This window comes from Niabella beijingensis (genome assembly GCF_020034665.1).
Taxonomy (GTDB): Bacteria; Bacteroidota; Bacteroidia; order Chitinophagales; family Chitinophagaceae; genus Niabella; species Niabella beijingensis.
Genome location: NZ_JAIQDI010000001.1, coordinates 1,103,303 through 1,127,712, shown reverse-complemented (window position 1 = coordinate 1,127,712; position 24,410 = coordinate 1,103,303). Strand labels below are relative to the sequence as shown.

The 24,410-nt window shown below is 46.3% G+C and carries 15 protein-coding genes; 10 read left to right on the top strand and 5 right to left on the bottom strand.

The window, feature by feature from the left end:
• The first annotated feature begins 11 nt into the window (after positions 1-11).
• From K7B07_RS04715 to K7B07_RS04700, 4 genes are all read left to right on the top strand, one after another.
• The gene (locus tag K7B07_RS04715; protein ID WP_223707883.1) at positions 12-2,003 is read left to right on the top strand and encodes a SusD/RagB family nutrient-binding outer membrane lipoprotein; all 1,992 of its coding nucleotides are present in this window, start codon (positions 12-14) and stop codon (positions 2,001-2,003) included.
• Positions 2,004-2,476: 473 nt separating this feature from the next.
• Positions 2,477-5,596: a SusC/RagA family TonB-linked outer membrane protein gene (locus K7B07_RS04710; protein ID WP_223707882.1), complete on the top strand. Its 3,120-nt coding sequence runs from the start codon at positions 2,477-2,479 to the stop codon at positions 5,594-5,596.
• A gap of 18 nt (positions 5,597-5,614) precedes the next feature.
• Positions 5,615-7,336: a SusD/RagB family nutrient-binding outer membrane lipoprotein gene (locus K7B07_RS04705; RefSeq protein WP_338041142.1), complete on the top strand. Its 1,722-nt coding sequence runs from the start codon at positions 5,615-5,617 to the stop codon at positions 7,334-7,336.
• Between the two features lie 54 nt (positions 7,337-7,390).
• Entirely contained in the window at positions 7,391-8,158 is a 768-nt protein-coding gene (locus K7B07_RS04700; RefSeq protein WP_223707880.1) for a DUF4397 domain-containing protein, read from the top strand.
• Between the two features lie 123 nt (positions 8,159-8,281).
• Here the strand turns inward: K7B07_RS04700 and K7B07_RS04695 are convergent, their stop codons facing one another.
• Both K7B07_RS04695 and K7B07_RS04690 read right to left on the bottom strand, forming a co-directional pair.
• Positions 8,282-8,713, bottom strand: a complete 432-nt coding sequence (locus K7B07_RS04695; protein WP_223707879.1) for a hypothetical protein — start codon at positions 8,711-8,713, stop codon at positions 8,282-8,284.
• Positions 8,714-8,913: 200 nt separating this feature from the next.
• Complete coding sequence (locus K7B07_RS04690; RefSeq protein ID WP_223707877.1) at positions 8,914-11,760, bottom strand: DEAD/DEAH box helicase; 2,847 nt, start codon at positions 11,758-11,760, stop codon at positions 8,914-8,916.
• A 200-nt stretch (positions 11,761-11,960) separates the two neighbouring features.
• Between K7B07_RS04690 and K7B07_RS04685 the strand changes: the two genes are divergently transcribed.
• From K7B07_RS04685 to K7B07_RS04665, 5 genes are all read left to right on the top strand, one after another.
• Positions 11,961-12,710 (top strand): DeoR/GlpR family DNA-binding transcription regulator, encoded by a 750-nt coding sequence (locus tag K7B07_RS04685; RefSeq protein WP_223707875.1) that lies wholly within the window; start codon positions 11,961-11,963, stop codon positions 12,708-12,710.
• Between the two features lie 20 nt (positions 12,711-12,730).
• Positions 12,731-16,147, top strand: coding sequence for a SusC/RagA family TonB-linked outer membrane protein (locus K7B07_RS04680; RefSeq protein WP_223707874.1), 3,417 nt, complete (start codon positions 12,731-12,733; stop codon positions 16,145-16,147).
• A gap of 33 nt (positions 16,148-16,180) precedes the next feature.
• A complete protein-coding gene (locus tag K7B07_RS04675; protein WP_223707872.1) occupies positions 16,181-17,983 on the top strand; it encodes a RagB/SusD family nutrient uptake outer membrane protein in 1,803 nt (600 codons plus the stop codon).
• 32 nt (positions 17,984-18,015) lie between these two features.
• On the top strand, positions 18,016-19,455 hold the full coding sequence (locus K7B07_RS04670; protein WP_223707870.1) for a DUF4623 domain-containing protein: 1,440 nt from the start codon (positions 18,016-18,018) through the stop codon (positions 19,453-19,455).
• 66 nt (positions 19,456-19,521) lie between these two features.
• On the top strand, positions 19,522-20,967 hold the full coding sequence (locus K7B07_RS04665; protein ID WP_223707869.1) for a glycoside hydrolase family 10-like protein: 1,446 nt from the start codon (positions 19,522-19,524) through the stop codon (positions 20,965-20,967).
• 134 nt (positions 20,968-21,101) lie between these two features.
• Here K7B07_RS04665 and K7B07_RS04660 read toward each other — a convergent pair whose 3' ends face one another.
• The 3 genes from K7B07_RS04660 to K7B07_RS04650 are packed head-to-tail and all read right to left on the bottom strand — an operon-like array spanning position 21,102 to position 23,355.
• Complete coding sequence (locus K7B07_RS04660) at positions 21,102-22,211, bottom strand: carboxylate-amine ligase (protein ID WP_223707868.1); 1,110 nt, start codon at positions 22,209-22,211, stop codon at positions 21,102-21,104.
• A gap of 53 nt (positions 22,212-22,264) precedes the next feature.
• Positions 22,265-23,212, bottom strand: a complete 948-nt coding sequence (locus K7B07_RS04655; RefSeq protein WP_223707867.1) for an ATP-grasp domain-containing protein — start codon at positions 23,210-23,212, stop codon at positions 22,265-22,267.
• Positions 23,209-23,355 (bottom strand): hypothetical protein, encoded by a 147-nt coding sequence (locus K7B07_RS04650; RefSeq protein ID WP_223707866.1) that lies wholly within the window; start codon positions 23,353-23,355, stop codon positions 23,209-23,211. The genes K7B07_RS04655 and K7B07_RS04650 overlap by 4 nt, the downstream gene beginning before the upstream one ends.
• Before the next feature lie 174 nt (positions 23,356-23,529).
• Between K7B07_RS04650 and K7B07_RS04645 the strand changes: the two genes are divergently transcribed.
• A complete protein-coding gene (locus K7B07_RS04645; protein WP_223707865.1) occupies positions 23,530-24,339 on the top strand; it encodes an alpha/beta hydrolase in 810 nt (269 codons plus the stop codon).
• Positions 24,340-24,410 lie beyond the last annotated feature (71 nt).

Here is a 24,410-nt window from a genome sequence, read left to right as displayed (position 1 = left end):
AACAACGGATCATGAAAAATTTAAAATATATCATATTAGGCTGCATACTCATAGCAGGTTCCACTTCCTGTAAAAAATGGCTGGATGTAAATACAGATCCGGACAATCCGAACAGTGCCAACATCTCTGTTCAGAACCGGCTGCCCTGGATCCAGCATTTTTATACTTATACGGCAGGAGTGACCAATTTCCGCACGGCTTGTCAGGCTGGCGTTTATTACAGCACCACTGCATCGGCCAATACCTTAAGTACTACCTGGACCGCATCGTCAGGTAATGTAACACCCTACCAGACCTGGTTTGTGGAAGTGTCTTCCAATATACACGATATGTATATTGCTGCCGAGAAAAAAGGAGCTTATCATTATATGGCTGCGGCCAATGTTTTTTCGGCGTTGGGTTTTATGCAGATGCTGGATGTTTATGGCGAAATGCCTTATACACAAACCCATGCAATATCCGGGGTGGCGGTTCCAAGTCCGGCCTATGATGACGGCAAAACGATTTACAATGGCTGTATGACCAAGTTGAATGAAGCGATCAGCCTGTTCAGCCGGGCACAGGAGGCGGGAGCTCCTTCCTTTTCTTCGGGCGATATGTGGAACGGCGGCGATGCCGGTAAGTGGATAAAGCTGTGCTATGGATTAAAGGCCCGCTATATGCTGAAGCTCTCGAAGAAAGCGAACCTCTTCAATCCGGATTCTATTTTATATTGTTTGTCTAAAGGGCCTCAGTCGAATGCAGACAATATAGTACAACCGTGTTACAATAACAGCACGGAGCTCGATTACCTGTTAGGGGATCCTGTTGTAACAAACGGTAACTGGGATTATGCGGGATACGGCAGTAATCAACGGATCACACACTACTATTACAACCTGCTTACCAATATGCGCAACGAGGGGATCACAGATCCGCGGATGACCAAAATCGTTCCGGCTTCCATGGCAAATGTAAAACTGGATAAAAATGGTAAAGCGACGTCTTATACCTGGAACCGCTCTATAGGCGTCGACTCTTATGGACCGTCTGACCGGTTAAAAAAAGGAGGTCCTGCCTCGATTGTAACAGTAAGCTATGCTACCGATACAACCGATATAAAATATGCCATCGAAAAAGCGTCAGAACGTGCCGATTTTATCGCTGCCCAGGTGCAGGCGGGGCGTGCGTATACCGTTAATGGAAATGATGTGACCGTTACTTATCCTGCCGGCTCCATCTATATCAATAGCACGAACTACCTGTATGCAGGAGATACCGATTATGTAAACCTGCGCAGTTTTTCCATCGCAACGGGAGGGTTAAGCGAAAAGGACCTTAACTGGTACCCGTCGGCAGATGCCAATGCTGCGGGTGTGGTGGGCTCTACAGGGTCGTTCCAGATCCGCCCTGTTTCTGATCAGGAGATATTGACCTATCATGAGATGTGCTTTATTAAAGCTGAAACTTATATGTGGAAAGGGGATCAGGCCAATGCGCAGATCGCCTATAAAGAAGGGATCCGGGCACATCTGAATATGATGCAGGCCAAGCTGACTGAATGGAAGGCCGGCGGATATGATAATAATCCCGATATGTGGCCGATGGATCAAAATGCGATTGATGCGTATCTTCAGAGTGCTGCCGTTAGCCAGAGTGCAGGGACCTTGACAATGGCGGATATTATGTTGCAAAAATATATTGCTATGGGTTGCAGTGTGGAGAACTGGAATGATATGCGCCGGTTCAATTTCAGCACAGGAAATGTAGGCGGCTTTGGTGTGGTGTATCCCGGGTACGACAGAGGCCCTTTATTTGCGGGTACTGCTTTATACACCGGTGGTTCCAAAACAGATCCCCGGTACTGGCAGCGCCGGTGGATGTTGCCGGGAACCCTTGAGCTCAACTACAACTCGGCAAATGCACTTGCTATGAACCGTCATGCCGCAGATCCCAATATATGGAGCATGCCGGTTTGGTGGGATTGCGCCACAGATGATGAGTATTACGGATACCTGAAATAGCAGCAGACGGACAGCCCTTGGTGAAAGGAATAATGTGAAGTTTTGCCATCCTTCTTCTATCAGGATAAAAAATGCGGATAAGACCTTATCCGCATTTTTTATAGCTATAAGGGATAACCAGACTGCAATTTTATATAACTGTTTTATTAGGAGGGTGTTAGAGATTGCGATTAGAGGCCGGGCAGAAAAAAATGCCGTTAAATGCTTTTAGTTGCTGCGGGATTGGCAGGTTTATGCCGTATTTTCTGCATGTTTTTTTTTGTTTTTGCAGCTTTTTTTAAAAGAATTTGCATATTTTTAACACTAGAGTTGACTGGATGATGAGAAAAATGAACCTGCTCCTTCTTTGGGAGTAACAAAAGACTGTAGTGAATTCCATTTTAATAAGTGTAGAGAGAAGCGTGCTGACTAGTTGTTGCAACCTTATGCGGATGCCAAAATAACTGTTCTGTGATAACGTAAAACAAAATCTTATGATGAGAAAATTGCTAGCTGCGGTAGTTGTCTTTACTGCCGGCCTATTCATTTCAATACATGCTTTCGGGCAAACAGTTTCAGGCACTGTCGTTTCCCAAGATGACGGAGCAGTCATGATGGGTGTTACGGTTAATAATGAAACTTCCAAAGGTGCAACTGTAACTAATACCTCAGGGAACTTCTCTATAAAAGCTGTAAAAGGAGATCAGCTGGTCTTTACATTTGTGGGTTATACTGCCCAAACAGTGACTGTAGGTGCCCAAACAGTGATTGCAGTAAAAATGGCCCCCGATAACAGTAATATGGATGATATTATAGTAACGGGTTATGGTCAGAGCAGAAGCAAACGCTCCCTGCCGTATCAGGCGCCCAGTGTTTCAGGCGAAGAATTGGCTGATACGCGAAGAGACAATTTTTTAAACGCTCTTGCTGGCCGCATTCCTGGTCTGCAGGTGACTTCAACATCCGGTCTGCCCGGCTCAAGCGCGCAGATCATGCTGCGCTCTGGTACATCCATTGGTGGTAATAATGCTCCGCTATTTATTGTAGACGGATTACCGCTGAACGATGGGGCGCTGAACCAGGAAGATCTGGCACAATCTTCAGGAGCGGCATTGGCAAATCGAAACAGTGATTACTCCAACCGGATTGCCGACATTAATCCGAATGATATTGAAAGCGTAGTGGTATTGAAAGGGCCAGAAGCAACAGCACAATACGGATCGGACGGAGCAAGCGGTGCTATAGTAATTACCACCAAAAAAGGAAAAGCCGGCAGGGCTACCATCACTTATAATGCATCAATGGGGCTTTCAAAGGTATATCGTTATCCGCAATTGCAGGAAGTATATACTCGTGGTTCGGATGGTGTGTTTAATCCGGACTCATACAACACCACGTATGGTTACCGGTTCTTTGGTCCCCGTTATCCGGAAGGGACAAAGTTTTACGACAATATGCGTAATTTTTTTCAGACCGGCGTAAACCAGAATCATAACTTGTCGATGACCTCGGGGACGAATCAGTTAAACTACCGGCTTTCAGCAGGATATTTCGATAGTAAAGGTGTTGTACCGAACTCAGGACTTAGGCGATACACGTTTAATTTAGATGCGTCAGCGGAACTTCATAAGAATGTTAGTTTAAGAGCAAAAGTTTTTTACACCAATCAGGACAATGATAAAGTGACAAAAGGCATGGGTTCTTACTATCTCAACCTGATGTTGTATCCTCGTGATATCGATGCTACAGATTATCTGAATCCCAATGGTACCCGTAAGTTATTACGTTCTGCTGGTAATGGTAGCGAAATCAATAATCCATACTGGGATGTAAATAAGAATAGTTCAAATGATCTTACCAATAATTTTAACGGGCAATTAAATCTGGATGTAAAGCTGGCAAAAGGGTTGACGGCCTCCGGTATTTTTGGAGTAAACAACGCTAATTCGCTGGGATACCTTGTATATCATCCTGAATCAAAAGAGTATTTTTCTGTGGGTGGATATTTATCTACTTACCAGCGCGTTTATACCAATATTACCGGAACCGGCCGGTTAACATATAGCACCGTCATTGCAAAGAACTTTACAAGTGATCTGAATGTCGGAACTTATTTTGAGAATAACAAAGGCTGGCTTAACTCACAGCGGGGTGAGCGGTTTTATGAGCCGGATTTTATTTCTATCATGAATACAGACCCCACTTCGCGACTTGCAACTTTGGCTCAAACGCAAACTCGAAAAGCACGGTTTTATGGTAGCTATTTGCTGGGCTATAGAAATATTGCCTTTCTGAGTCTGACAGGTACCCGCGAAGGGGTTTCTACCTTTATGTCGAAGTTCAGGGAGAACCAACCCTTTTTTAACTATGGATCGGCATCGGGTAGTTTTGTTTTTTCCGACCTGGATTTTATGAAACGGGCCAAAACCTGGCTGAGCTATGGTAAGCTGCGTTTTTCCTATGCAACCTCTGGTAAAGGCCCAATCCTGCCTTATGTAATAGATAATCTTTTCCGAAGTGTGACTTCTACCGGCGGCGGCTTTGCATTCGGTTTTTATGCAAATAACTATAATTTAAAACCTGAGATTTCAAAGAACATGGAGATTGGAGGTGAAATGAAATTTCTTAACAACAGACTGAGTCTGGATGTGGCTTGGTTTCAAACAAGGGTTAAGGATAATATTTATGCAACAAGAATTAGCTATGCAACCGGTGCTATCTTGAAGTATGTAAATGGAGGAACACTTCAGGCGAGGGGCTGGGAGATCCAGCTAATTGGTAAGCCCGTAAAAAGCAGGGACTTTGATTGGGAAATGATAGTGAATTTTGACAAATCCCGTTCTATTGTCAAAACACTGCCGGGTGGATTACCTTTTTATTATGATTCCGATACCTGGGTGTTCGGGAATTCCCGTTCTCAGGTGGCTGCCGGGCAATCGCTGGCTTCTATATCGGGAAACACTTTTGAACGAAACAGCAAAGGACAATTACTGATTAATCCGTCAACCGGTCTTCCTACAACATCGCTTGCAAACTGGGATCAGATAGGCGATCGTCAGCCGGATTTTAAGCTGGGGATTGTTAATAATATTGGATACAAAAACGTTTCCCTCTCGTTCAACCTTGATATCAGAAAAGGAGGAGATGTGTTTAATGCTAACGAAATGTTTATGACCATTATGGGAATCAGCACACGGACGTTGGATCGTGAAACGCCGCGTGTGATACAAGGTGTTTTAAAAGATGGATTAGAAGAAACAGATAATCCTACAGTAAATACGATAGCGATCACACCATACTTCCGATCCGGATATTATAATGGTGTTTTTGCGGAAGCGGATTATGTGGAAGAAGTAAACTGGCTGCGCATGCGCGATATCACATTAAGTTATAGATTGGGCTCTAAAATCATCAATGCACAACGGGTGTTTAAGTCAGCGTCGGTGTTTGCCACCGTAACAGATGTATTCATGATTACCAACTATACAGGTATGGATCCCAACACGAACGCACTCAACTCTTCAAATGCACGAGGCTATGGCGGTGCGGGATTTGATTTTGGCGCTATACCTAATCCACGGACTTATAATTTTGGTTTAAAACTCACCCTGTAATTTAAAATCGACTGTAATATGAAAAATAGTTCAATAATATTAATCATTGTTATACTGATGGCTTTTGCAGGATGTAAAAAATGGCTGGATGTTAACTCCGATCCAGATACCCCGCAACAGCCTTCCGGTGGTTCTGTATTGCCGCAGATTCAGGCCTCTATGGCTACCTCATTACAATCGGATGGCGGTTTATATGTAGCGAAGTATACCCAAAACTGGTTAACGAATGCGGTATCCAATAATAATACCTATGATCTTCAGGGATACGTATTTTCGGGAGGTACTATGGCTTCCGCCTGGGGGATGATCTACAATGCGTTCGGATTGAACATGGAATATCTTTTAGAAAGTTCTGCGAAGAACAATCAGAATGATTACATAGGAGCAGCCCTGGCCTTAAAAGCATGGAGCTATCAGTACGGTACCGATTATTTTTCTGATTTGCCTTTTTATGAAGCTTACAGACCTGACACTTATAAATTCAGGTATGAAACCCAGGAAACCATTTATCGTGTAGTAGATTCCATGTGCAAAGCAGCACTGGTTTATTTAAGAGCGGCAGACGGCGATCCCACAAATACGCTTGCCAAAGGAGATCTGGTGTATGGCGGCGATATACAGAAATGGAAACGTTTTGTTTTTGGTATCTTGGCCCGCAATCACAATCATCTTTCGAAAAAGTCATTTTACAATGCGGATTCCGTGATCAGTTATTGCGATAGCGCGTTAACAGTAGTAGCAGATGACTATTGTGTACCTTTTGATGCAACTTTTAATGATAATTCTAATTATTTCGGCCCTTACCGGGATAATATGCCGGCACTCAGACAAAGTAATTTTATTGTACATCTGCTGGATGGTACCATTCTTTGTGACTCTACTGTCAGTCATAAAGTAAACAGAGACCCGCGTTTGGCCCATATGTTGACCTGCTCGCATGATACTACGAATGGTAACGGCGGTTACCGCGGAGTTGATCCTGGCGCAGGAGATCCGTTTTCAGCACTCAACCCGCCTGAAGAGTATTATGAAAATGGTCAGCCGCCTACTTCTGATCCTAAGTTGACCAACTATAATAATGCCCGCAAGAAGGTCTCCATTGCATTTGGCGATAGTCTCTATGTCAATCCAAGCAGAGCAGCCTTTGGAAGCCAGGGCAAATATTTGTTCAAAAATAAATCCGCCTTTCCGATTATGACTGCTGCGGAAATCCAGTTTATTAAAGCAGAAGCAGCATTTAGGAAGGGTGATTTGGGCCTTGCACATACAGCTTATCGGAATGGAATCCGTCTACATTTTGATTTTATTAACAGGGATTACTCTCGGGTGCGCGGTTCTTTTAGTCTTTATAATATTAATCCGATCCAGCAGGATGCAATTACCGCTTATATGGATGGAAAGAATGTAAAACAATCACCCGCGACCCTTACACTATCTGACATCATGCTTCAGAAGTATATTGCCCTTTGGGGGTGGGGATTTGTGGAAACCTGGGTGGATTTTCGACGTAATGATTTTTATGATCCTGCGGATGAGGCTGCATTTGGAAACTTTATGTCGATTTATAAAGGGTTGTATGGAGGCACAATCCCGCTTGCGGGAAATAACGAAGGAAAGTTTGCACAACGGGTTCGTCCGCATTATACCTCTGAAAATACCTATAATCTGGACGAGATTACCAGGTTGGGGATTTTGCAAACGGATTGGCATGTGAAAAAAATGTGGTTTTCCGAGCCTTAATTATTTGATTTAAAAAAATTATAGCATATGATGAAGCATTTTAAACCACTAATAATGACTATTTGCCTCACAGTTGCACTGATGATGGCCTGTAAGAAAAACGTACTTAGAACATCACCTTATGATTCCGTAGACGGAAAAGCCTTACTGAAAGTGAACTATGCCTGTCCTTACAGAAATAACCCGGGGGTACTGATAAAAATTAATGATCAGATAGTAAGCAGTCTTGTTACTTACACAACGCCCTATCCGGGTGGCGGATTGAATACCGGAGGCAATAGCTATGGTGATTATCTTTCTGTAAATCCAGGTCAGAACAAATTCAGCTTGGTTATTCCTTATAAAGGCACCGGCAGAGATTCTGTAGTGCTCTATTCAACTTCATTGGATCTTAAGCCCAATGAATACCAGACTGTTCATGTAACAGATACGCTGAAGGATGGCTCTATCAATAACACAACCCATGTGATGACAACAGACCTGTCGCAAAAGCCAGATTCCGGATGGGTTATATATAAGTTTGTGAATTTGATCCCTAATGCGGGCCCGCTGGACCTTTATTATGGCCCCAATAAACTGGTTTCAGGCATTGAATTTAAACAGGCATCGGATACATTTAGGTTACAGGCTGGCCAAATACAAACCACGGGATGGACAATAAGGATGAAAGATAGTACGATTACATTGGGTTCTGCATACACAGCAAGTGCTGCCTCTACCGTGGCGAATCAACGGGTGTTTACCGTTTATGCTAGAGGATATGCTGGTCTGCCTACAACGGATATCCGAAATCCGCGTGTATCGCTTCTGTATGTTAAGTGAACTGCAGGACACATTATTGATAATGCATATGACTTTATAATAAATGTATCTTAATTAAAAAGCCGCATTTCAAGCAGCTTTTTAATGAGTTCTGTTTTTCTAATGAATTATATCTGACTGTAATTATGTCCAAAAGAAGCGCATCATTTTTTGATATGACCAATAGTAATTATCGATACTCCTAAAACTGGCAAAGCAGGGAGAATAGGGGCAGGGGGTGATGTCGGTTACAACGACAATTCCCGATGAAGCCGGGCCCGTTTGGAAAATAAATCCACTATAAGCTTCTGTATCTCCTTTTGGAACAACAACAGTGAATGGTGCATTAGGGGTGCTGGTCCCTCCATCTTCTCTGATGTAACCGGTTACGGTAACGTCGCCATCACAGGAGGGTGAAGCGAGGATTACCTTTGCGCCAAAATAGTTGTACATACCTAATTGAGGGTCGGGAGCATAAACATCAACAGAGACACCGTCGCAATAGTCTGTTTGGGGATAGGCGTGCAGCTGAAATAAGAGAAACGCAAGTGATAAGCTGAGCAGTTTTCTTTTCATGGCTTTGTTATTTAGATGGTTGAGTAAACAGTATAATTTAAAACTATTTGGGGTTATTAACCTATGTACATAGTCTGACTGGAATGATGGATTAATTATATTGTAGCAGGCTATTGGTAGGCTCTTTATTCCTTATAAAAGTAATCAAAATAACAAGGTGGCCCAATTTATTTTTAGGGAAGGATCTTCTGATTTCGTCTTTACTCAAACAGCCATTCCAAATCTTCTTTTTCAAGGTTCCGGATAAAGCCTTCATCGGTGCCGATCAGATCCGCCGAGAGTTGTTTTTTGCGCTGCTGTAATAAGGTGATCTTTTCTTCAATCGTATCCTTGCAGATCAGTTTATAGGCAAATACATTTTTGGTCTGGCCGATGCGATGGGTACGGTCGATCGCCTGCTGCTGCACGGCTTCATTCCACCAGGGGTCAAACAGGAATACATAGTCGGCAGCGGTCAATGTAATACCTGCATTACCGGCCTTGAGGCTGATCAGGAACAAACCTACCGGGTTGTTCTTGTCCTGGAAGGCCGTTACCATTTCCATACGCCGGGCTGCCGGGGTTTGTCCGTCAAAATGATAATAAGCAATGTCTTTTTGATCACAGACCTGTGCAATCAGGTTCAGCATACCGGTGAATTGGGAAAAGACCAGCACCTTGTGTCGTGGAAGCACCTGTTCCAGTTCTTCAAAAAGCCGCTCCATTTTTACAGCGTCTCCGCCCCGGTTCCGGTTCTCCGCCAATAGCCGGGGGGCGTTACAAAGCTGGCGGAGCTTTAGAATGCCCTGCAATACACCCAGTTTTGCTTTGGCCATTCCATTTTTTTCAATATCCAGGAAGAGGCTGCTGCGGATCTGTTCTTTTACTTCATTATACAGCTCGCGTTGTTGCTCGCCCATCTCACACCAGAGGGTGATCTCGGTTTTTTCGGGCAGGTCTGTTGCTACCTGTTCCTTTGTCCTGCGCAGGATAAAAGGGGCTATGAGTTTTTGCAGCCGCTGTTTTTTGATGTCATCGCCGTAGCGGTCGATGGCGTCTGCATACTCCCGTTTAAAAAATTCCCGTGTACCCAGCAAACCGGGCAGCGCCGTATTTAATTGTGCATACAGGTCGAAGGTATTATTGACAACGGGGGTTCCGCTAAGCGCAAAGCAATAGACCGATCGGATGTTTCCTGCTGCTCTTGTGATTTTTGCAGCCGGATTTTTTATGTTATGACTTTCATCAATAAACACGGTCAGATAGGATTGTGCATTGAATTTCTCTTCTTCACTGCGCAGGGTGCCATAACTGGAGATGATCACCTGTTGCTGCAGATCGCCGATCACCGTTGCATCCTTTCGCGGGCCGTGATAGACCGTTACGGACAATGCGGGGGCAAACTTTTTTAATTCCTGTTCCCAGTTATAGACAAGTGAAGCCGGGCATATCACAAGACTTTGCATACCAGGTTGCTTTTCGATGGCCCTTGCAAGAAAGGCGATCGCCTGAAGGGTTTTTCCCAATCCCATATCATCGGCCAGACATCCGCCGGCGCCTGCATCTGCCATAAGGCACATCCATTCATATCCTTTTTGCTGATAGGGCCGGAGTGATGCCTGTAACAGACGGGGCAAGGGATACACTATGGTTTCTTTCTGCCACTGCTGCCAGTGTTGCCACCATTCTCGGGTATTGGTATCGGAAAAGGCAGTATCCGTATCACCGGCCTCCTGCAGCGAAAAGCCAAGCCAGCGCGGAACGGCAAGTTCCTGTTTGTTCACTTTGGCATGCTTTACCGATGTCGCATACCGTTCCATCCATTCTTCATTCAGAAGCCCCAGCGTTCCGTCTTTTAGGAGTACGGCGTTCTGACCGGCCCACAGAAGTTTTTGAAGTTCGGAAAGCGCGATCTTTTCCTTGCCGAAGCGCACCGAGAAATGATAGATCAATTGCTGACCGCTTTCGCGTATCAATTCCATTTCTGTTTCCGGCAGGTGCGATGAGTACCTGAAATGCTGTAACAGGTCCATACCCTTTAATTCCACACCGGATAACAGCAACTGGTGGTAGGTCTTCGGGAACCATTGCCGTTTCTGTGCATCGGAAAAAGACAGGTAGTAGTATCCTTTGTGCTGATCGGGGAAACGCGGATGAAATGATTCCAGTAATAGAATGAGTTCATTCTCTTTTTCCCGGTTGCGCCGGATAATGATGCGTTCCCCGTTTTGCAGGATCGCGGTTTCCTGTTCCCAGGGATTTTCAACCGTATATCCGTCATAGGACCATTGAGGTGTCAGCATAAGGAAGGTATTACTGAGTTCACTGAGCAGCACGCCAGGCACGGGTTCCGCGGTTATGGTCTGGCTGCTCCGGAGCAAATCCTGTTTTACCGGATATTTTTCTTCCAGCAGCAACAGCTGCGTTTTTACATGTGCTTCATTACCGGGTTGCAGACCATTTGTTTTGGAGAGTTCCTCCAGGGTATGATGATCGGCAAGGGAAAGCAGGAAGTATTCCTGATCCTTCCGCAAAAAAAAGTAATGGCGTTCCAGTTCCCTGAGTGAATAACAGGCACCGTTTATTTCAGCAAATCCTTCGAGACAATACCCCTCACCGGATTGTTGCACCTCAAACTGCAGTGAAGGACGGTAGGTACTGAGCGCGCAGGGAGCCGTAAGCCAACGGTCATTCGGGCCCCTGCGGCTGTGGTACCATTTAATGGTATTGAAATGCGGCTTAACAGCACGGAGCAGGTCGTAATGATGTTTGATCAGTTCTTTCTCCTGAAATTCCCGGTAAGAAAGGGTTCCTTTCTGTACTTCAAAGTACTGTTTGACAGCAGCAAGCGTTTTTGATAAATGTGTTTCGCTGAAAGCGGTTAATGCCTTTAACAGCGGATCGGGCAGCCGCCCGAAGTTCCCGAGTAGGGACCTGGAATCCAGTGGCAGGGTTTCATATGCCGGAGGTTTACTGTTTTTATCGATCGATAATACCTGTAAAAGCCCCTGTTTTTCCCCGGCTTTGTGGGGCGATATAAGAATTGCGGTGGTACGTTGCGCTGCCATTATGATTCGATATAGAGCCGGGCAAGATAGGCAAAACCCTGCTACATAAAAAGCCCGGGGCGGGGATTCCTGCCTGAAAAATGCGAATAATTTGCATCTTTTTGCAACTTAAATTGGTGTTATTTTGCAGGTTTAAATAAAAAAATGCGGTTTTTTGCAAATTTGATCCTATCTTTAAGCAAACTTTAAAACTGATTGACTTGCTAAAGAAAGAACGACAGGCTTATATACTGCATAAACTGGATCTGCATAATAAAGTAGTTAACACGAGTTTGTGTACCGACATGGGCGTATCGGAAGATACCGTCCGGAGGGATCTTCAGGAGCTATCCCAGGCAGGCAAATTGATCAAGGTACATGGCGGAGCATTATCACTGGCATTTAATGAGGTCCGGTTCGACTCATCCAATGTGTACTCCCAGTCGAAGAAAGTACGGATCGCAGAAAAAGCGATCCGGCTCATCCAGAACAACATGTATGTGCTGACCAGCGGGGGGACCACCATCCTGGAGATGGCAAAACAGTTGCCGCCGCAGTTAAAAGCAACTTTTATAACCGGAAGTATACCTGCACTGAATGTTTATATCACGCACCCCAATATCAATGTGGTGGTGGTGGGCGACAAGGTAAACAAAGTAGCCCGGATCACCGTAGGTGCCAGCGCCTTATCAAAGATACGCGAAGTGAACGCAGACCTTTGCTTTTTGGGAACCAATGCGATCGATCTGCAACGTGGGATCACCGATAACGATTGGGAGGTGGTGGAATTGAAAAAGGCCATGGTGGCGGCTTCTGCCAAAACGGTATGCCTGGCCATCTCTGAAAAACTGAACTCTTTTGAGGCCCTGCAGGTATGTGTACTGAAACAGATCGACTATTTGATAACAGAATTAGATCCGGACGATCCGTTGCTGCAGCCGTATGTAGCAGCAGGGATAACTGTTTTGTAGAAAATAAATATCAGAAAATAATGAGAAGATTACGAACCTATGTACTGCTTATTGTAGTGCTTGCACTTTCTGCGCCGTACAGCTTATGGGGTCAGCAGCAGCAGCTATCCGGGACCGTGGTTTCGGAGTCAGGTAACCTCATGCCGGGGGTGACCATTGTTGTCAAAGGAACAGGTGTTTCCACGCTTACAGACATTGCAGGTTTTTTTTCCATCCAGGCCGGCGAAGGTCAGGTACTGCAGTTCAGTTATGTGGGGTACCGGGATCAGGAGCTGCAGGTAGACACAGCCCGTTCGATTAAAGTGACGATGCAGCCGGGAACAAATTCCCTGGATGAGGTGATCGTAGTGGGTTATGGTAAACAACGCCGCGGAAATATTACGGGAGCAGTAACCAATGTTAATATGGACAATTTAAAAAGCCGGCCGATAGCTGATGTAGGCAGGGGCTTACAGGGAGTCGTACCCGGCCTTTCCATACGTATCCCCAGTGGTGAAGTAGGCTCGGATCCGCTGATCAACATCCGTGGCTTTATCGGTTCTGTCCAGGGATCCAGCCAGCCGTTGATTCTCGTAGACAACGTGGAAGTGCCCAGCATACAGGACCTGAATCCCAATGATGTGGAAAGTGTTACAATACTGAAAGATGCGGCATCCGCATCCATATACGGAGCCAAAGCCGCATTCGGCGTAATCCTGATCACCACGAAACAGGGCACAAGAAAACAGGGGACAGATCTTACCTATAGCTCCAATCTGTCGTGGCAAATGCCTTTTAAAGACCTGGAGCTGGCGGGAATCGACGGCTTGCAATATACCCTGGATGCGCAAAAGAATATGAAGGGAACGGGGCCTGCCGGCGGATTCTGGCGCCTGGACAGCGCGAGCCTGGAAAAAGCCCGCGAATGGCAGCGGCTGTATGGAAATACGGTAAAGCCGACGGATCCTGTAGTATATGGACGCGATTGGTATTTTAATGGTACAGACAAATACGGTTACCGGATCTATGACCCCATTGGCACAATGATCAAGAAATACAGTTTTACGCAAAATCATAATATTTCGCTGAACGGAAGAGCGAATAATACTACTTATAATATTGGTTTTGGATACCTCGGTCAGGAGGGGATGATGAAGCCCGCCAAGCATGACGATTTTACGCGGTATACCGCCAATCTTAAAGTAGCCACAAAAGTCAACGATTTTATTACTGTAAGAGGCGGCGCTTTATATTCCGACAGGGCCAAGCGGTATCCGAATTCAACCAATACCTCCGGTTTTGGAGCAGATCCCTGGCTTTACCTGTATCGCTGGAGCCTGTTATTCCCGACAGGGGTGAAAGAGCTGGGTGAAGAGATCCGGGATCCTTATTGGGATGCTAAAAATGCAAACACCGCCACACTTGGTAATAAGTATGCCAATCTGAGTTTCGGAACTACCATCGACGTAACAAAGAACTGGCAGATCATTGCGGACTATACCTATGATTATCGTAATGAAACATTAAATTCTTCGCTGCCCACCCTTAGTTTACGCGAACCCTGGTACGCTGGTGTACCCTGGCTGGACGAAAACGGAGACCGTGTATATGTGGATGCGGCCGGAAATGTCACCGACTCAGCGGGCATACCCGGCTACCGGTTCCCGCTGGTGAACTATGTTACCAAGGATCAGAGTAATGTATACCAGTCTACATGGGCTGCACAGCGCCATACGGTAAATGCCTACTCCGTATACAATCTGAAATTAAACGCTCAGCATGATTTTAAATTTACCCTGGGTACCAATATCGTGGCTAATAAGTGGAAAAGCCACTGGTCCAGAAAGACGGATCTGATCAATAGTGATAACCCGCAATTTGACTTCGCAGTAGGTTCGGAAACAACCGGTGGGGATGCCAACTGGGATGCATTGCTGGGCTATTTCGGAAGGGTGAATTACGCATTCAAAAATAAATACCTTCTTGAGGGCAATCTTCGCTACGATGCTACTTCCAAGTTTCCTGCTGACCTGCGCTGGAAATGGTATCCGTCCTTTTCAGCGGGTTGGGTCATCAGTGATGAAGAATTTATGAAAGGATTTGAACCCGTCCTCAGTTTTGCAAAGTTCCGTGGCTCCTGGGGTGCTATCGGCGATCAGTCGGTACCTAACACGCTCTACATGTCTACAATGGATATATCCAAAAACTCCTGGCTCACCAGTGCCGGCAAGCAGTTTGTTCAGCTAAGTACGCCGGGGCCGGTTTCCCAGGGTATAACATGGCAGAATATCCGGACGATTGATCTGGGAGCTGATCTCCGGTTTTTTAAGAACAAGTTCGGTATTGTGTTTGACTGGTACAGCAGGGAAACAGAAAACATGATTATCAGCGGTGAATCAATGCCCGCAACCTTTGGCGCCGCTGCCCCTCTGGGCAACTATGGGAATTTAAGAACCAACGGATGGGAGGTCGCCTTTGACTTTAATCACCGGTTTGAGAGTGGCCTCGGGTTGAATATTACAGCCAACCTGTCTGACGCCATTACGATGATCACCAAAGCTCCCGACTGGAATACACCCTGGGGAGACCGCAAGGTCGACAATACATTTACAACCGGCAAGCGGTATGGAGATATTTATGGATACGTAACAGACCGGTTGTATCAAAAAGAGGATTTTGTATATGATGACAATGGCAAATTTGTACAGGAAACCATTATCTGGGAGGGAACGGCCAAGCGCACCAATAAGTTAGCTGGTAATAACCCTGTATACCAGACCTTCTTTGAGGATGGCAACCAGATATTGCTTGTCAGCCCGGGTGATATAAAGTTTGTGGATGTAAATGGGGATGGCTATATCACACCAGGAAAAGGAACGTTCGGCGATCCGGGTGACCGGGTGGTGATCGGGAATATGATGCCCCGGTATGAATATGGCTTCCGTATTGCGCTCGACTATAAATCATTTGATTTTTCTGTGATGGGACAGGGGGTTGGCAAAAGAAGCATATGGGGATCCGGCCAGCTGGCTATTCCTGGTTTTTTTGCCAAAGAAGGCGCCATGCCGCAGGCTATAGCGGCCGACTACTGGCGACCGGATCGTACGGATGCTTTTTATCCCCGTGCCTGGGATATGGGCGGCTCAAACTCCGGTTTTGTAATGGTGCCACAAACGCGTTACCTGCTCAATATGGCCTATTTCAGGGTAAAGAACATTACGTTGGGATATAGTGTAGCGGAAAACCTGCTGAAGCGGGCAAAACTGAAACAGGCACGCTTGTATGTGTCGCTGGAGAATTTTATAACATTTGACAAGCTGAGAGGGTTGCCCATTGATCCGGAAGCGATCTCTGGCTATTCGATGTTGCGCTCCGATGGCAACTACAACCTGGGCCGCACCGGTGCCTCAAACCCCACATTCAAGATCGCATCAATAGGGATAAATATAGGATTATAATGCTTTTTTATATTTCGCTATAAAACAAAGAAAATGAAACTGAAGTATACTTTTATATGCATAGTTTTAATTGCTGCCACTACCGGCTGTAAAAAATTTTTAGACAGACCCCCATTAACCAGTCTGCCCGATGAAACGGCCTGGAGTTCTGAAGATAATCTAAGGTTGTATGCAAACAAATTTTATTCGGGTTATTTTGTGGGATATGGCACGCAGTTCAGTGCTGAAGCAGGGGCCGCTTTGCTTGGTTTTAGATTTAGTGATGATGTGTTCCTCATGGGCAACCAGAGCAATTTTTCGCGGGCGGTACCCAACAGCGGGATCTGGAGTATGACAACCCTTCGCTCGATCAACATCATGCTGGACCGGATAAAGAACCGTATGAAGAATGTTTTGTCGGAGGAGGCCTATAACCACTGGACCGGTATCGGTCGTTTTTTCAGAGCCATGGAGTATGCCGACCTGGTTTCCGAATACGGAGATGTTCCATATTTTGGCTATGTGCCGGTAGAAACGGATCTGGCTGATCTGTATAAGCCCCGTACCTCCCGCAACCAGGTAATGGATTCAGTATATGAGGACCTGAGATTTGCGATGAGCAATGTAAGAAAAACCGATGGCGACCAACAGGTAAACCAATATATTGTAGCAGCTTTTGCTTCCCGTATCGCACTTTCCGAAGCCTCCTGGCAAAAATATTATTATAATGATCTGGCCCGGTCCGGTAAGTTTTTCAGGTTGGCACAGGAGTCGGCAGACCTGGTGATCAATAGCGGTAAGTATGATATAGTGACTGATTTCCGGTCGTTGTTTACATCCAATTCGCTATCCGGAAATAAAGACGTGATCCTCTACCGGCAGTACGACCCGGCTGTAGGTGTTACACATTCAATCGCAACCAATAATAATCTTTCGGAGTCCGTTGCTTTTGGGCCCTCTACAGATCTGATCAAGTCGTTTATTTGTGTGGATGGAAGCACCTATCAGGAATCTGACATCGCCCATGCTGATGACTTCTCGTTATCAAGTATGATCAAAACAAGGGATTCGCGACTGGAAGCTACCTTTTATGATAAACCCAACGTAAGGAACCGGGCGTCATACTGGTACATCAATAAGTTTCTGCCCCGTAGTGCCGCGGCCATAGTGGATGCCGGCAGTACGATTCCTGTTGAATTCACATCCAATAAAAACCAGACCGCCTACCCGGTGTTCCGGTATGCTGAAGTGTTGTTGAACTGGATCGAGGCCAAGGCCGAACTGGGTATGGCTACACAGGCGGATATTGAGGTTTCCATCAACAAGATCCGGAAACGGCCGCTGGCGCCGGAGGCTACTGCAAAGGGAGTAAGCCAGACGGCTCCGCTAACCCTGGCCAAGCTTCCTGAAGATCCATCACGTGACCCCTCGGTGCCGGCATTATTATGGGAGATCAGGCGGGAGCGGAGGATGGAATTTGTTTTCGAATATTCCCGCTATCAGGACCTGAGGCGATGGAAAAAGCTGGAGTATATGGATACTGATAATAAACCGGACCTGCTGTCGGGCGGCTGGGTGAATTTTATCACGGAATTGCCGAAAGAACTGGTTGCCGCTAAGGTAGGGCTGATTGCTGTAGTGCCGCTTGAGGGCGGCAGCCCTGTTGTGTATAACGGAAGTAATGGGGCGTTAATGAACGGGTTTTACCGGGATGTGAATACCAATGGCCGTTTGCCTTTCCTGGATCAAACAGGAGTGAATCCTTATCTGTCGCCTGTGGGCAAAACCCAGATGGATGATTACAAAAGCAAGGGCTATAAGCTGGAACAAACAACGGGATGGCCGGCATATGAATAAGAATATGATTCGTCAACGAAAAATTGCATAAAATGAAAAAAAGCATTTCAAAATATCCAGTGATGATACTGGCACTGCTGGTACTATTGCTGGCGGCTTCCTGCCAGAAAAAATATCCGGAGAACGTGGAATCTTCCGATGAAGTGGTATTGAAAACCATAAAAATTGTAAATGCCGGCGCTAACGGGAATACGGTACTGGAAGGTACGATCGATGAGAATAGGAAGGCGATCACTTTTCCACGCCTCGATACCATGAGTGATTTCAATAATATTAAGTTTGAAGCCACTATGTCTGATGGAGCGGTACTGGAAACAACCTCTTACCAGCTGGATTTCAAAGATGGCAGCGATTATTTTATTGACGGTAAATCATCGCTTACCAAGGTTATTAAGGTAGTAAACAGCGCACGCTTCCGGGAGTATTTTGCAACGCTGATTTTAAAGATTCCTCCTTTTGGAGCTGATTTCGGAAAGCCCCAGATATACGATTATACGAATAACGAATTGGGTAATCCGATCTATCCAACCTTCACAGGTGGTTCAACAAGAGGATCGGGCTTTGACGGGGAGCATATATTGATTGTTACGAGGGCTTCCGGTGGTTCGCATCTTCTGAAGGTATCAGATATCCGGAATAATGTGATCGCTCCCATACCGCTGAACCAGGCAGGGGTGAGCGGTGGTACTTTTGCGGTTAACGTTGGCGCACAGGTGAACGGCCATTCATATATTGCCAATCTTTCCGGTAATTCGGCTGGATCCCCATTGAAAATTTATCACTGGACCACTCCTTCGGCAGCCCCTCAGCTGATCGGTAGCCTGGTGGTGCCGGACGGAGGCGTCCGCCTTGGCGATAATATGTCAGCGAATCTCGACAACGACGGAAATGGATATTTCTTTTTTGGTGATAATGCAGCAACACGAGTTGTAAGGGTAAAAGTGACGGGCTATACGCAATTGTCCGAGCCGGCCGCATTTGTAAGTGCAACCGGTTCAAGTTATACAATGTCCCTGAACAGGGTAGGGAATACTCCTGATTATATCTATACCGGTTACGATGCTCCTATCAGGCTGGCCAATGAGTCGGCCGTCGTCTCTTATGCGTTAAATGATGATGCGGTGCCTAAAAAAGGATCCGATGCGCATGTGATCACCTTCAACAGGGAGCGCTATCTGATCATGACCACTGCTGCGCGATCCGGATCGGATCCGGTTGTATTGTACGTATATGATATTACAAAGGGAAAAACAACAAGGGAAGCATTGGAACTGTTTAATGGAAGACCCGATAAAGCAGCGGTATACCAGTACTCTTTATTAGGGCCGGCAGGACCCAACTGTTTTTTGCAGACCCGGTGGTATATAACAAAAGATGGCGAGGGAAGGGATGAGAAATTGACCTTGTACGCTGCACATACGGATGCCGGTTTTGTAATGATCGATTTTCCCACAAAAACCTCAGAGGATTAAATGAACGGTTATTGTAGAATAGGAATACATCCCGCCCCGGGCGGAACAATTAAATACATGTCTGATATGAAAAAGATGATCTGGTTTTTTATAATTACGGTACTTCTAACCGGGCTGAATGCATGTAAAAAAGACGATAGCAGTATAGATGATACTAAAACCCCGGATAATGGCTTTATCCTGCCAAAAAAAGAAATGCGGGCTGTGTGGGTGACCACTGCCTGGGGGTTAGACTGGCCGCAGGATCAACACAGTGCGGCTGTGCAGAAGCAACAGTACATTGATTATCTTAACAAGTTTAAAGCGTTAAACATTAATGCCGTTTTTGTACAGATAAAAGGCATGGGCGACGCTTTTTATAATTCACCGTACGAACCCTGGAGTGCTGCAATCACGGGCACAAGAGGAAAAGACCCGGGATATGATGTACTGAAATTTATGCTGGATGAAGCACATGCGCGGGGAATGGAATTTCATGCCTGGCTGAACCCTTACCGTATTGCAACACGTGCGGGCAGCAGTACGGCCTATCCGGATCTGCATCCTTCAGTAGAACCGGACTGGGTCGTAAGTCATGAAAAGATCCAGATATATAACCCGGCTGTTCCGGAAGTGCGTCAGCGGCTGGCAGACATAATAAAGGATCTTATCACAAAGTATGCGGTAGATGGAGTTCATTTTGATGATTATTTTTACCCGGATCCTTCGGCAGCAGGTGTAATGGTTGCTGATAAAGATGACTATGAAAAATACGGCGCCGGCATTGCTTCTATAGAGGACTTCAGGAGGGATAATGTGAATAAAGCGATCAAAGCCGTGCATGATATCATTGTGACTACCCGGCCGGAAGTGGTGTTCTCTATTTCGCCGGCGGCAAGCGACACCTATAACTACAATACCTTATATGCGGATGTATTAAAATGGAACCAGGAAGGTTGGGTGGATATCATCATTCCCCAGCTTTACCAGCAGGTTGGTGCGGCAACCAGCGACTTTAAGGAGCGCCTGCATTGGTGGCACCAGTTCCGCTATCAGGCTACTATGATGGTGGGATATGCTTACTACCGGTTTGGAGATCCTGCTGCACCATCTGCTTTTCAGTCAGCAAATGAGCTGAAAAAACAGTTGGAGCTAACAAAAAAATACAGGGCTTCACTGGGGCATGTGCTGTACAGTGCCAAATATATCTTGCAGAACCCGGTGGGCGTTACCGATACGCTGACCAAACTCTGGAATACCCCCACCGTAATACCTTTTTTAGGCCGGAGTGTAGCAGCCGATCCCGGTGAACCACAAAATGTACGTTTTGAAGGCGGCAGTCTGAAATGGACCACCAATGGAGCGGTACGATCCGTAGTTTATTTTACACCCGATTTAAAGCAGGAAGCGAAAGTGTTCACTATCACCACTGAAAATACAGCGGTGACGCCGGCTGCCGGATATTATTGCGTAACTACGATCAACAGCGACAATAAAGAAAGTAAGGCATCAGATGTGATCCGGAAGCAGTGATCCTGTTCTGTAATAATCCCGTTTGGGAATTTGCCGGGTTTGCTGAATAAGAGGCCGTCTTTTATGTTGGTGGAAATCAGCAGGAAAGACGGCTTGTTGTTCAATCGTCGTTTTAGCCTGCCCGGGATCGGATGTTACACCCCCTCCAGGAAACTTTCACTGATATACCGGCCCACATCGGTCAGGTTTTTCGTCTGTTCAAACAGCGCCAGCTGGCGGTCTGCCCCGGTGCCCCTTTCCAGGATCTTATGAACATGTTCGATACGATGTCGGCTGCCAAGATGATCGATCACCGGATCCAGGAAGTCGAGCAGCTCATAGATCAGCGCCCTTGTGTTCACTTCTTCTTCTTTTCCAAAATCGATCAGGTAGCCATCGATCCCGTAACGGCTGGCCCGCCATTTGTTTTCATTGATCAGGGGCCTTGAATACTGGATGAAGTTCAGGTTCTTGCTGCGCAGCATATAGATACGGGCGCAAACTGCCTGGAACAGGGCAGTGATAGCAATGGTTTCATCCACCGTCATAGGAATATCGCAGATGCGGAACTCCACCGTATTAAAAAAGGGATGTACCCTGAGGTCCCACCAGATCTTTTTGGCGTTATCAATACAGTTGGTTTTGATGAGCATTTTTACATAATTATCGTATGCTTCGATGCTTTCAAAAGCATCCGGTATCCCTGTACGGGGAAATTTATCGAACACTTTTGTACGGTACGATTTATAACCGGTGGTGCGTCCTTCCCAAAACGGGGAATTGGTACTCAGTGCGAAAATATGCGGCAGGAAATACCGGGTGGAGTTGGCAATATGGTTGGCCAGCTCCCTGCTTTCCATCCCCACATGCACGTGCAGTCCGAAAATAAGATTGCTCCGGGCGGCTTCCTGGAGCTCGGCTACAATTTCATTGTACCGTATGTGATCGGTGATCAGCTGTTTTTCCCAATGGCTGAACGGGTGGGTGCCGGATGCTCCCAGTGTGAGATCCAGGGTACCGGCTATCTCTGAGATCGTTTTCCTGAGCAGCGACACATCTTTGTAGGCTTCGTCTATATCCTGGCAGATATCGGTGCCCACTTCCACTACGGCCTGGTGCATCTCTGCCTTTACCTTGTCTTTAATGATTTTCTGCCCTTCCTGTACAATGCGCTGTTCATGACTTTTGAGTTCAAAACTGTCTTTGTCCAGCACCATGTACTCTTCTTCCACACCAAGGGTAAATGTTTTGTAATTAATACTCATGTAGCGATTCTGATTTATAAAGACCGTTCCTGTTTAAAGGCAACGATATGATCCTAAAGCGCTGTTTTCCCGGCGCTTGCTTTTACATATTCCCCCCAGGTCAGGTTATCTCCGGCCTGGTTGGTTTGTGCCTTTTCAATAGCATAGCTGGCTGCGGTTTCCACCACCCATTCAAAGTTTTCGGGTCCCACGCTTTTCAGGTCGGCATCAGGTGCCGGGTTGCAGAAGTCAATGGCATAGGGTACTCCGTTGCGTAAGGCCAGCTCCACCGTATTGAAATCATATCCCAGGTACCGGTTGATCTTAAGGACGATCTCCGTCATCTCCTGCAGCTTTTCGGGGGAAGGGCGGAAGTCGGCCACATACCGCAGGTGGTGCGGATTACGGGGCTCATAAGGCATGATCCGCACATGTTTGCTACCGATGCAGTAACACCGGTAATATTCCTCAAACACGATCTCCTCCTGCAGGAGCATTACCAGCTGCCCGGTTTCGCGGTGTTTATCAAAGAATTCCTCTTTGTTATGCAGCTTATAAACATGCTTCCACCCGCCGCCGGCAAAGGGTTTCATATAAGCGGGGAATCCCACTTCCTGAAAAATGCCCTCCCAGTCCAGCGGATAGGCCAGATTGCTGAACGAAGCATCGGAAGTGTCATCCGGCCGGTCGTGGGAGGGGACGATCGCGGTTTTTGGCACCGGTATTCCTATCTGTGTCATCAGGCAGTTATTGAAATATTTATCATCGGCGCTCCACCAGAACGGATTATTGATGACTGCTGTTCCTGTTAACGCAGCGTTTTTCAGCCAGGTACGGTAAAACGGAACGTCCTGGCTGATCCGGTCGATGATCACTTCATACCCAGATGGTTGCCCCTGTAATGCTTTGTCGATGCGGACCGGTTCTGCCATGATCCCATCTATATTCTTACTGTTCACCCGCTGCACAAAAGCTTCGGGAAAAGAGCGCTCCTTGCCAAAAAGAATTCCGATTTTTTTCATTTTCTGTTTTTTAGTGTCCGTTCAGCAGACAGGTTTAATGATTGTTCTGCAGGCAGTGTAATCAATTCAAACGATACGGAGAAGATGGCCGGGATCCCGGTACTGACATTATTTTGCCGGTTCTTCATATAAAGTGCTTTCATGGTCTGGTAGTAAAACAGTTCCCGGTATTCTAATGTGAATGCCGCCCTTTGCCGGTCCCATATACGTTTGTTTATTTTCGATTCAATTTAAGTTATTCTCAAGTACCCGCAAAAAATTATTCGGCATGAAATATTTCAATCAGGAGATAAGCGTATTTCACTACTTTTGAGCCGATGAATACAGTAGAAGATCCAGGCTATTTGACCGAACAGGCAACTCTTTTTTCGGTCCTGCTGGAAAGGTCCGTGACAGTTGATTTTTACCTGCCTGCCGGCGTGCGCGATGTATCGGAGATCAGCCTGCTGCTGATCAATGACGGACAGGATCTGGCAGTGATGAATTTTCAGCAGTTACTGACAGGATTATATCATAAAGGGGCCATTGCTCCGGTTTTATGTGCGGGAATTACCGCGGGTAACAACCGGAAACGGGAGTACGGAGTGGCCGCTGAACCGGATTATCTCGGACGCGGTGACCTGGCGGCCGGTTATACCCGTTTTATTCTGGAAGAATTGATGCCCTATATCTCCGGTAAATATAAAGTCGCAACATTTAAAGACATTGCATTTGCAGGTTTTTCCCTGGGAGGGTTAAGTGCACTGGATATCGTGTGGAACCATCCGGAGGTCTTTTCAAAGGCAGGTGTCTTTTCGGGATCGCTCTGGTGGCGGAGCAGGGATCAGGAGGCCGCGGGTTATGACGACGACCGGCATCGCATTATGCAGCAGCAGATCCGGAACGGAAGCTACAGGCCGGGACTGAGGTTCTTTTTACAATGCGGGCTGATGGATGAAGCACATGACCGGAATAACAATGGCGTCATCGACGCTGTGGATGATACGCGGGATCTGGTAAAAGAACTGATCAAAAAAGGATATACGCCGGAAGATGTGGCTTATCTCGAACTGGAAGAAGGGAAGCATGACATAGCCACCTGGGGAACAGCAATGCCGGTTTTCCTTAAATGGGGATGGGGCCGGTAGCAATGTGAGAATGAGAATCCGGGATCAGGAAAAGGGCTTCAGGTAATGCAGGGATCTGACCTGAAACATTA